This window comes from Bacillus cereus group sp. BfR-BA-01380, assembly GCF_022663535.1.
Lineage (GTDB): Bacteria > Bacillota > Bacilli > Bacillales > Bacillaceae_G > Bacillus_A > Bacillus_A cereus_BB.
In genome coordinates, this window is record NZ_JAKUFS010000021.1 from 88545 (window position 1) to 98271 (window position 9727).

The window sequence follows — 9727 nt, forward strand, 5'->3', positions numbered from 1 at the left end:
GCTTTTTTTACGAAATGTATGAGCATTTCGTTTGAAAAGAAATGGGAAATTTGCTACTTTAGTGTTAGCGAGGCAATACGCTAAATTTATTTTCACCCTTATGTAATTAGGGTAAAATGAATTTGTATGCCAAGTCATTATCGGCAATACATATAATGGGAGGAATATAACAATGGCGAAACATGAATTACCAAATTTACCTTATGCGTATGATGCGTTAGAACCTCATTTTGACAAAGAAACAATGAACATCCATCATACAAAACATCACAACACATACGTAACAAACTTAAATGCTGCATTAGAAGGACATGCGGAATTAGCAGAAAAAAGCATTGAAGAGTTAGTTGCAAACTTAAACGAAGTGCCAGAAGCAATTCGCACAGCAGTACGTAATAACGGCGGTGGACATGCAAACCACTCTTTATTCTGGACTATCCTTTCTCCAAATGGCGGCGGGCAACCAGTAGGTGAACTTGCAAACGCAATTGAAGCAAAATTCGGTAGCTTCGACGCATTTAAAGAAGAGTTTGCAAAAGCAGGCGCAACTCGCTTCGGTTCTGGCTGGGCATGGCTTGTTGTAAACAATGGTGAATTAGAAGTAACAAGCACACCAAACCAAGATACTCCATTAATGGAAGGCAAAACACCAGTTTTAGGATTAGACGTTTGGGAGCATGCATACTACTTACACTACCAAAACCGTCGTCCTGACTACATCAATGCTTTCTGGAGCGTTGTAGATTGGAATGCGATTGAAAAACGTTACCAAGACGCAAAATAATAATAATTGTAAAAACTAGGAGATATTTCTCCTAGTTTTTTTGTTTGCTCTTTTTCTGGAGTGTGGATCGGCTTACCTTAATGTTAGTGAGAAAACTGCTTACTAATGAAAGTTTCACTTTCCGTTTTTCTTCTTTACATAATTGTTACCTTCTTTGGAAGACTAGAACATGAAGTAAAGGAGAGTTTATATGAAATGGAAACATTTAGTTGGCGATGTTGAGGTGAATCGTGATTTAGTTTTATTACTCATAATTGGCGGGTTATATACGTTGGCCATTTCGTTGTCCAATACGTTTGTTAATATTTATTTATGGAAACAAACGAAGGATTTTATGAATATTGGCTTTTATAATTTAGCAAGCGTTGTTTTACAGCCGCTGACTTTTCTTGTTGCCGGAAAACTAGCGAAACGAGTAGATCGTACGATTTTACTCCGCATTGGTGTAACAACATTAGCTGTTTTTTTTATTGTTGTATTACTGGTGGGAACGAATGCTTCGCAGTATATTTTACTTATCGGTAGCTTGCTGGGGATAGGATATGGATTCTACTGGCTCTCATTTAATTTGTTAACATTTGAAATTACAGAGCCGGAGACACGTGACTTTTTTAACGGATTTCTCGGACTGCTTACCTCATTTTCAGGTATGATTGGTCCAATTGCATCCGGATTTATCATTTCGCGTATGGAAAAGTGGAGTGGATATACATTCGTTTTTTTCCTATCTTTAACCTTATTTACCATCGCGATCGTTGTCAGTTTTTTTCTAACAAAACGTGAATGTGAAGGGCGTTATGAACTTGTTGAAGTAATGAAAGAGAGGAGAATTAATAAAAACTGGGGGAGAATTACACTCGCTCATTTCTTTCAAGGGCTTAGAGAAGGTACATTTATATTTGTTATTTCTGTATATGTGTATATGGCTTCTGGGAGCGAATTAGCGCTGGGGAAATATGGGCTTGTAAATTCCGCTGTTTCTTTCATTTGCTATTATGTAGTAGCACGTGTATTGAAAAAGGAATGGCGAAAAAAAGCCATTTTACTCGGTGGAATCATTTTATATGCAGTTGTATTTTTAGTTGTCTTTCATGTCACATATGCGAAATTACTTATTTATGCAGCTTGTATTGCCGTAGCATATCCGATTCTTCTTGTTCCATATGGTTCAATGACATATGATATAATAGGCAGAGCCAAACAAGCAAAGGAGCGGCGCGTAGAATATATTGTTGTTCGTGAACTATGGCTAAATGGAGGAAGAATCTGTTCAGTTTTAAGTTTTTTACTAGCAGTTTCATTATTTCCGGCAGAAAAAAGCTTGCCTATTTTATTATTAATATTAGGTGCTGGACATTTACTTATCTATTTTGCGATTCGAAATGTCAAATACGATGATGAAAAAGCATGTTCTACAGGGCTTGCAGCTGTACAAACGACGCAAAATACAACAGAAGGAGAAGGTTAACTTCTGCGATGTTTTATGTTAAAATAATAAAACGTATATGACAGTAGCGAGGACACCTGAAGAAGGTGTCCCTTTCCGCTTACATAGCGGTTGGCAGAGGGGGTTCGTATGAGTAAGAAAAAGAAAAAAAAGAAAACCCACGTTCCATTTCGGTTAAACGTGCTGTTTTTCTGTGTGTTTTTACTGTTTTCAACAGTAATTGTTCGATTAGGTATGGTACAGATTGTCCATGGTGAAGATTATAAAAATGAAGTAAACAGAAAGGAAAACTTGACGGTAAGCACCCCTGTTCCGCGCGGGAAGATGTTTGATAGATATGGCCGTGCGGTGGTGGATAATACACCACTTCGAACGATTACGTATACAAAAATAAAGGGGTCAAAACCGGAAGAACGTTTAGAAACAGCAAAGCAACTCGCAAAGCTGCTTGATGTACCGACTGATAAATTAACAGAGCGAGATAAAAAAGATTTTTGGATTCAGTTAAATCAAGAACGGGCAAAAGCAAAAATTACGAAAAAAGATGAAGCTGATTTGAAAGCGAAAAAAATTGATGATAAACAACTGGCACAACGTCAACTCGATCGTATTACAGAATCAGAATTGAATGAGTTAACTGCTGAAGATTTAAAAGTGTTAGCCATTAAGAGTAAGATGGAAGGCGGCTATGCAATGACGCCGCAAATTATTAAAAAAGATGTGACACCTGAAGAATATGCTGTAGTGAGTGAGAATTTAGCAAAACTTCCTGGAGTAGATACAACGGTTGATTGGGATCGTAATTATGCATATGGTGATATGTTCCGTACCGTACTTGGCGGTGTAACGAGTTCAGATGAAGGGTTACCGAAAGAGAGTCTAGATTACTACTTAGTTCGTGATTATACCCGTAATGACCGCGTCGGAAAAAGTTATCTTGAACAGCAATACGAAGATGTATTGCATGGCACGAAAGCACAAGTGAAAAATATTACGGATCAAAAGGGAAATATTCTTGAAACAGTTTACCTTTCTAAAGGGGAAAGTGGAAAGAATTTAACTTTGACCATTGATATGGAGCTACAAAAGAAAGTTGAGCAAATTATTGAAGAAGAAATGAAAAAAGCAAAAGCTTCAGGCTCAGCGGCGTATATGGACCGTGCATTTGTTGTGATGATGAATCCGAAAAACGGAGAAATTTTATCGATGGCTGGTAAACAGATTGGGGAAGAAAATGGACAAAGTGTGATAAAAGATTATGCACTTGGTACGATGACGAGTTCATATGAAATGGGTTCGACTGTAAAAGGGGCGACTCTTTTGACAGGGTATCAAACAGAGGCTATTAAACCAGGAGAAGTAATTGTCGATGAACCAATCAAATTTAAAGGTACGGACGTGAAAAAATCGTGGACAGGAACGGGAATGGGACCAATTGATGACTTAACTGCCTTGCAGCGATCTTCAAACGTATATATGTTTAAAACCGCAATGGAAATTGCTGGTGCACCGTATGTGTACAATGGTACATTAAACGTTAAACAAGATGCTTTTGATAAAATGCGTTATAACTTTAGTCAATTGGGTCTTGGCGTACCAACGGGAATAGATTTACCAAATGAAATGGCAGGGTTAAAAGGAAACGCAGCAGGACAACCTGGTAAGCTACTCGATTTAGCAATCGGACAGTTTGACACGTATACACCGCTGCAATTGGTGCAATATGTATCAACGATTGCCAACGGTGGTTATCGGATGAAACCACAGATTGTAAAAGAAATTCGCAAGCCAACTTCAAAACCTGAAGAGTTAGGAAAAGTAGTAGATTCGATGGAGCCAACGGTTTTAAATCGGGTAGATATGAAAGAGGATTATATTAAACACGTCCAAGAGGGCTTTAAAATGGTAATGCAAACACAGCAAGGAACAGGTAATGGTTCTTTTGGTACTGCGACATATGATCCAGCAGGAAAAACAGGAACTGCACAGGCCGCTTATGCTGGTCCAAATGCAAAAGAAGTAAGAGCGCAGTTAGGTGATAGAAATATATATAATTTAACATTTGTTGGATATGCGCCGGCATCTGATCCAGAAGTTGCATTCTCTGTTGTTGTTCCGTGGCTTATGGATGATCATAACCCAGTAACTAAAACTATTGCACGCCGAATTATGGACGCATATTTCGATTTGAAAAAGCAAGAAGCAAACGGAAATACTGGACCACTAGAAGATACGAAGAAAACAAATGAAGAAGGATAAAAATGTGTAAAATTGGCACACTATCTGTGAAGATAGTGTGCTTTTTTTTATGCATGTTGCATATAGTGATGACAGAAGTGTACAAGCCCAAGAACAATTCATGTATAATACTTACTTTAAAAAAGGAGGAATGGAGAATAGCACATAAATACGTGTATATAAATCCGTTTGCGTGGCAGGAACAGGCCCTGACCGTTTCTATGTATGGCCAAATGCTCTCACCCACCTAAAAAGAAAAGGGTCTATATTTCGGTTTTTTAATTTGTATGTATATATGAATCCATTTTAATTTTTCAACATAAAAGTTACTGCTATGTAGAACAAAACATGACCGCTACTTGCTTTCGCCCTTTGTTTTAGCGTTGCACGTGGCAGGGATAGGCCCTGACCGCTGCTATGCATGGCCAGATGCTCTCACCCACCTAACAAAAAAAGGGTCTATATTTCGGTTTTTTAATTTGTTTATAGATATTTACAAAACTTTTACAAACTATTAAAACCGTATTAATAGTTCAACATTATTCTTATATATGTACTCCCATTAGCAGGAGGCTCCTAGGAGGAAATATTACGTGAAACGTAATAGAACACGCACCATGGTTTTTATCATATCAATGTTTTGTTTATCTGTTCATACGTTACCTGTTTCCGCCGCTAGTATTGTAGGAGAAGTACAAATTGACGGATCTTCTACAATTTTTCCGATTATGGAAGCAGTAGCAGAAGAGTATACGAAGCGAGAACCTCATGTGAAACTTTCCATTGGTATATCTGGAACGGGCGGGGGATTTCATCGTTTTGGAAAAGGAGAAGTGGATATAACAAACGCTTCTCGGCCGATGAAAAGAGAGGAAGAACAGCTTGCTAAGAAGCACCATGTTACGTATACGCCATTTCAAATTGCTTATGACGGTCTCACACTTATTGTGAATCGTGAGAATACGTGGGCAGATAATCTTACAATAGAAGAGTTGCAAATGTTATGGAGTGATAGTGAAACAGCGAAAAAATGGTCACAAATTCATCCGAAATGGCCGCATGAAATGATACAATTTTACGCGCCGGGGGTAGATTCTGGTACGTACGATTACTTTCAAAATGTAGTGTTGCAACAAAAGCAAATCACAAAAACAGTTACATTATCCGAAGATGACAATGTTTTAATACGAGGTGTTATGAGTAATAAACACGCAATTGCATTTGTTGGATATGCATATTATGCTGCGAATCGTGATAAAGTAAAGGCCGTAAAAATTAACGGTATTTCTCCGGTGAAAGAAACAATTCAATCCGGGGCATATAAGCCGCTATCTAGGCCGCTTTATGTATATGTAAATAATTCTTCTATCCGAGAAAAAAATAGTGTTGCAAATTATGTATCTTTTATGATGAAGCATGCTGGAGAGCTTGTAGAAGAGATTGGATACGTGAAGTTGCCGCAATATAAATATAATGAACAGCTACAAATGTTAACAGAAATGCAAAAATAATGTCAAGATGGAAAGGGGTTTTCATCTTTGGCTCGTAATAAAAAGAGTCATGTTACGATTTCTGTTCAACATTTGATTGAAAGAAATGCAGGCAAGCGAAAGAAAGCACAGCGAATCAATCAAATGGTTCCTTTTGTGTTACGAATAATCGCCAGTATCTCTATTGTTACAACGATGGGGATTATTGTAACTTTGGCAAATGAAACATTTATGTTTTTCGAAAAAGTATCAATCGTTTCCTTTTTTACAGAAAAAGAATGGCTTCCTTTTTTTGAGAATCCTAAGTTTGGTATTTTACCGCTTATATATGGAACGGTACTCGTTACTGGTATTGCAATGATTGTTGCTATTCCGATTGGGTTAGGATGTGCAGTGTTTTTAAGTGAATATGCTTCTAATGCGGCGAGAAAGGTGTTAAAGCCAGTATTAGAGTTATTGGCAGGGATTCCGACAATTGTATACGGTTTTTTTGCTTTAACAGTTGTTACACCTATTTTGCAACGCATTGTTCCAGATTTACAGTTTTTTAACGCACTTAGCCCAGGGATTGTAATTGGCATTATGATGATCCCGACGATTGCATCTCTTAGTGAAGATGCGATGCGAGCTGTTCCTCATAAAGTGCGAGAGGCTTCTTTTGCGATTGGCGCCACTCGTTTTGAAACGACAAAGCATATCGTGTTACCAGCTGCATTTACTGGAGTTTTAGCAGCAATTGTGCTAGCTGCTTCACGAGCAGTTGGAGAAACGATGATTGTCGTCATTGCAGGTGGTTCGACGCCAAGTTTATCGTTAAATCCGACACAGTCTATACAGACGCTAACAGCATATATTGTGCAAGTTAGCTTAGGAGATGCCCCTTATGGAACAATGACCTATTACAGCATGTACGCTGTCGGAGCGACGCTATTTATGTTTACGTTGATTATGAATATGATTGCACAGCGCATTATGCGTCGTTTGAAGGGGGCGACATAATATGCGACTGCTAAATGAGCGAAACATAGAAGAACATATGCCTCCGCGCTTTTGGAAAGATCGTGTATATAAAACTGTATTTCGCATAGCAATGTTATTTTCACTTTGTATATTGGTTTTTTTACTATACCAAATTTTTCAACAAGGAATAACATATATTTCATTAGACTTTTTAATCCGTTTTGCATCGCGAAATCCAGAGCAAGCTGGAATTGCAGCAGCTTTATGGGGAACGATTTTATTTATGAGTGTTGTCGCTCCTACTTCCTTTTTATTTGGAGTAGGAACAGCCCTATATTTAGAATACTATGCAAAACAATCATGGTTTACAAAAATAATTGAGGTCAATATTCAAACGTTGGCAGGAGTACCATCAGTTGTTTTTGGATTATTAGGATTAACAATGTTTGTATATGGCTTACAGTTAGGTGAAAGCATATTGGCAGCCGCATTAACGATGAGCCTGCTCGTCTTGCCGACGGTTGTTGTTGCAGCGCAAGAAGCGCTTCGCTCTGTACCGAAGTCGTTGCTAGAAGCTTCTTATGGAGTAGGAGCAACGAAGTGGCAAACGATGTATCATGTTGTAATCAGAGCGGCAATGCCAGGGATTTTAACAGGTTGTATTTTAGCGTTATCACGAGCGATTGGAGAAGCGGCCCCGCTACTTGTCATTGGGGCACTTGCTTTTGCAAACTATGTACCGCTTGATGTAATGGATAGATTTACAGTTTTACCAATTCAAATCTTTAATTGGATGAATAGGCCGCAAGAGGAATTTCAACATGTAGCAGCAGCTGGAATTATTGTGCTACTACTATTGCTGCTTCTTATCAATACTCTTGCAATATGGCTGCGAAATCGTAAGTAAGAAGGACTGGATGAAAGGGGAATTTCAAAATGGTATCTACAGTAGTAAAAGTTCAGGTGAAAAATGAAGAAAAGGCAGAACCGCAAACAAAAAAAGTTGTATTTGATACGAAAAATTTAAACTTATGGTATGGGGACGACCACGCATTAAAAGATATTAATTTAAGCATTCATGAAAATGAAGTAACAGCGATTATTGGACCGAGTGGATGCGGAAAATCTACGTATTTAAAAACATTAAATCGTATGGTTGAGCTAGTGCCAATCGTTCGGACAACAGGGGTAATTGAGTATCGTGATCGCAATATTTTTGATAAATCTTATCCTGTTGAAGAACTGCGTACGCATGTTGGAATGGTATTTCAGAAGCCAAATCCATTCCCAAAATCAATCTATGAAAATGTTGTGTATGGTCCGAAAATTCATGGTATTCGCGATAAGAAAACGTTGGATGAAATTGTTGAAAAAAGTTTACGCGGAGCGGCGATTTGGGATGAATTGAAAGATAGATTACATGATAATGCATACGGATTATCCGGTGGACAGCAGCAACGTTTATGTATTGCGCGTTGCTTAGCAATTGAACCAGATGTCATTTTAATGGATGAACCAACATCAGCGTTAGATCCAATTTCTACATTAAAAGTGGAAGAGTTAATTCAGGAGTTAAAGAAAGATTTTAGTATTGTGATTGTTACGCATAATATGCAACAAGCAGCTCGTATTTCTGATAAAACAGCTTTCTTCTTAAGTGGAGAAGTTGTGGAATATACGGATACAAATAAGTTATTTACAACTCCAACAGATAAACGAACAGAAGATTATATTACAGGACGCTTCGGTTAATAGTATCTGTTTGAGGAACTAATTTGTCTTCTTATTTGATTCTTTATTTTATATGACAGTGCATGTGTAACAGGTGAAGGAGGAAGCAACATGGTACGCGAACAATTTCAATATGACTTACAAACATTACAACAAAAGGTTATTGAACTAGGTGAATTAGCAAAAAAAGCTCTTGAAATTGCAATGGAAGGATTGCGTACAAGAGATGTAGAGAAGGCGATTGAGGTAATCGATGGTGATTACCGTATGGATAATTTGGAAGAAGAAGTGAATGATTTTGCATTAATGTTGATTACGAAACAACAGCCGGTTGCTAGTGATTTGCGAAGAATTTTTGTTTCGATTAAAACGGCAACAGATTTAGAACGTATTGCAGATCATGCGGTAAATATCGCTAAGGCAACAATTCGTCTTGGAGAAAAAGAGGTACCAGTATCATTACAAAACCTTGAAAGTATGTTCAAAATTGCAATAGATATGTTGCAAAAGGTGATTCAAGCTTATAGAGAAGAAAACTTAACATGTGCGAAGAAGATTGCTGAGATGGATGATGAAGTCGATGAACTGTATGGGAAAGCAATTCGTGAGTTTATTTCTTCCATTCCAAATAAGCCAGAGGCAATAGGACAAATTACACAGCTATCGTTTATTGCACGTTATATTGAACGAGTAGCAGATCATGGTACAAATATTGCAGAAAATGTTTTTTATCTTGTAAAAGGAAAGCATTATTTGCTAAATGAATAAAGTGAAACTTCCATCAGTGGGGGTTTTACTGCCCGTTGATGCGGGATAAAATTTATTACGAGAGGAATGCGAAAGCGTTCCTCTTTTTTTAGTCAAAATATTACAAAAAAGGATTATTGTTACTTTCTAGTTGTGGTGATAAGATGGATTATAATGCAATTTTAAGAAAACGCTTACTTTTATGCGACGTAAAGTTTTACTTTACCCCGCTCAAACGGCTGGTAAGAAGTACAGGCAAGAAGAAAACAAACCATCCGTAAGAGCCCGATTGGCTCAACTAACCTTTCATGAGAAGGGCGTTCATGAAAG

At 37.7% G+C, this 9727-nt stretch carries 8 protein-coding genes; all 8 read left to right on the forward strand.

Annotation, left to right across the window (positions count from 1 at the left end; all coding sequences use genetic code 11):
- Positions 1-172: 172 nt before the first annotated feature.
- A complete protein-coding gene (gene sodA, locus MR076_RS18430; RefSeq protein WP_242222955.1) occupies positions 173-784 on the forward strand; it encodes a superoxide dismutase in 612 nt (203 codons plus the stop codon).
- 190 nt (positions 785-974) lie between these two features.
- Complete coding sequence (locus tag MR076_RS18435; RefSeq protein WP_242222957.1) at positions 975-2252, forward strand: MFS transporter; 1278 nt, start codon at positions 975-977, stop codon at positions 2250-2252.
- 108 nt (positions 2253-2360) lie between these two features.
- The gene (locus MR076_RS18440; protein ID WP_242222959.1) at positions 2361-4490 is read left to right on the forward strand and encodes a peptidoglycan D,D-transpeptidase FtsI family protein; all 2130 of its coding nucleotides are present in this window, start codon (positions 2361-2363) and stop codon (positions 4488-4490) included.
- 572 nt (positions 4491-5062) lie between these two features.
- Positions 5063-5980 carry a PstS family phosphate ABC transporter substrate-binding protein gene (locus tag MR076_RS18445; RefSeq protein ID WP_396021716.1) on the forward strand — a complete coding sequence of 306 codons (918 nt, stop codon included), beginning with the start codon at positions 5063-5065 and terminating at the stop codon, positions 5978-5980.
- 27 nt (positions 5981-6007) lie between these two features.
- Positions 6008-6958, forward strand: coding sequence for a phosphate ABC transporter permease subunit PstC (pstC, locus tag MR076_RS18450; protein ID WP_242222961.1), 951 nt, complete (start codon positions 6008-6010; stop codon positions 6956-6958).
- A gap of 1 nt (position 6959) precedes the next feature.
- Complete coding sequence (gene pstA / locus MR076_RS18455) at positions 6960-7826, forward strand: phosphate ABC transporter permease PstA (protein WP_242222963.1); 867 nt, start codon at positions 6960-6962, stop codon at positions 7824-7826.
- 29 nt (positions 7827-7855) lie between these two features.
- Positions 7856-8671, forward strand: coding sequence for a phosphate ABC transporter ATP-binding protein (gene pstB, locus MR076_RS18460; protein WP_242222965.1), 816 nt, complete (start codon positions 7856-7858; stop codon positions 8669-8671).
- Between the two features lie 90 nt (positions 8672-8761).
- Positions 8762-9418 carry a phosphate signaling complex protein PhoU gene (gene phoU, locus MR076_RS18465; protein WP_242222967.1) on the forward strand — a complete coding sequence of 219 codons (657 nt, stop codon included), beginning with the start codon at positions 8762-8764 and terminating at the stop codon, positions 9416-9418.
- Positions 9419-9727 lie beyond the last annotated feature (309 nt).

Excerpts from the sequence above, each read along its gene's own strand:
- MR076_RS18435 (WP_242222957.1), top strand. The coding sequence starts at position 975 with ATGAAATGGAAACATTTAGTTGGCGATGTTGAGGTGAATCGTGATTTA.
- pstA (WP_242222963.1), top strand. The coding sequence starts at position 6,960 with ATGCGACTGCTAAATGAGCGAAACATAGAAGAACATATGCCTCCGCGC.
- phoU (WP_242222967.1), top strand. The coding sequence starts at position 8,762 with ATGGTACGCGAACAATTTCAATATGACTTACAAACATTACAACAAAAG.
- sodA (WP_242222955.1), top strand. The coding sequence starts at position 173 with ATGGCGAAACATGAATTACCAAATTTACCTTATGCGTATGATGCGTTA.
- pstB (WP_242222965.1), top strand. The coding sequence starts at position 7,856 with ATGGTATCTACAGTAGTAAAAGTTCAGGTGAAAAATGAAGAAAAGGCA.
- MR076_RS18440 (WP_242222959.1), top strand. The coding sequence starts at position 2,361 with ATGAGTAAGAAAAAGAAAAAAAAGAAAACCCACGTTCCATTTCGGTTA.